General features: G+C 63.4%; 1 protein-coding gene. It reads right to left on the minus strand.

Going from position 1 to position 1,443, the window contains the following annotated elements:
* A partial coding sequence (locus DVK07_RS19220; RefSeq protein ID WP_121598486.1) for a TROVE domain-containing protein occupies positions 1 to 1,420 on the minus strand: 1,420 nt, incomplete at its 3' end.
* Positions 1,421 to 1,443 lie beyond the last annotated feature (23 nt).

Here is a 1,443-nt window from a genome sequence, read left to right on the forward strand (position 1 = left end):
CGTAGCCTTCTGGCGTCACCAAGTCGCCATAGGCCGCGAGATCGACGAGATACAGCGCGGTGTCCGCAGACACCTCGTCTCGATACGCATCGAACGCGTCTTTGACCGTCTGGGAATCGCGGGCTGTGAACGGCGTGTTGTCCCAGATCTGCATATCGGTGAAGACGACGATCCGTTTAACAGCATCCCCTCGGTCGTGGAGGTGCTTGATCGCCTTCCAGCCGTTCGTCGAGTTCCCGAGGTCCTCGTCGATCGCCAACACCGCCGCTTGGCGCTGCAGGACTGGCGTGTCGACGTGCACCGGAACCGTCTGGAAGTCGTCACCGAACCCGCCGACGTCGGCACCCTGGTCGGCCAATATCGCACCGAACAACGCACCGATCTCCTTCAATCGGAGCGTGCTGTTCGCGGACAGCGGTTGATCCATCGATCCCGACAGGTCGACTGCGACAAAGGTATCGCCGAATCCGCCAGGCACCGTCTCGACCGCGACATCAATTGCGTCTTCGAGCCACTGCTCGACCGCTGGTGCCTGGACATCCGCGTCTTGTAGCGCGGTGTAGGCCTGGTAGTACCGGAACGGGTACAGCGGCGCGTGTCGGACTGCCTCCAGGTCGAGGTGATTCACGACGGTGTCCTCCGGAACGCCGGCTTCGAGCATGTTCCGGAGGTTCCGGATCGATGCGAAGATGGGCAACGTGTACTCGTCGTCCTCGATGAGCAGTTCCCAGGCGGCTTGGGTGTTGCCGCGCTCGGAGATAACCGTCTCCCAGGTGTTGGGCGCCGGCAACGGGTCGACGTCGGGATAGTCGTCGAGGCCGCCGCGCATGAACCGCTCGAAGAGCGCTTCCTGCTCGGCGTCGACGGGCGTGGGGTGGACGCGGTTGAAGACGTCGCGCAGCGTCACCTCACGCCGCGACAGGTCGTACTTGCCCAGCGTGTAGGCGTCGGCCATCTCCACCAGTGCGTCCTCGATCCCGCGTCGAAGCGGCCACGGCGCAGTCCCGCCGAACAGCTGATCGTGGACCGCGAGCGCGGTGGCTGTCTCGTCCATCCGCTGGATGATCGCCGGCGCCCATTCGCGGATGAGCGACTCGGGTGAGTCGTGCTTGAATCGGTCGTCGTTGGCTGCCAGCACGAGCAGTACTTGTGGGATGTCCCGCAAGTAGAGCTCCTGGCGCGCATAGGCTGCGAGCTTCAGGACGAACTCCGGGTTGTCGTTTGCGGCGGCATCGAACTGGCGGACGACAGCAGCGAGTTGCTCGTCATCGGTCTCGTAGAACGAGCCCTCCAGCAGTTGGTTGATCGTGCGCTTATACAGTGCGAGCCGGGGGTCGGCAGGCTCGAACGCTTCCCCACCTTCGTAGTTGGTGGTCCGCGTTGCCTCCACGACCGTATGCTTTGGCGTGTTGAATTCCATCCTATCACCCGGAGCCGCAATAG

Source organism: Halorubrum sp. Atlit-26R, from assembly GCF_003666015.1.
Taxonomy (GTDB): Archaea; Halobacteriota; Halobacteria; order Halobacteriales; family Haloferacaceae; genus Halorubrum.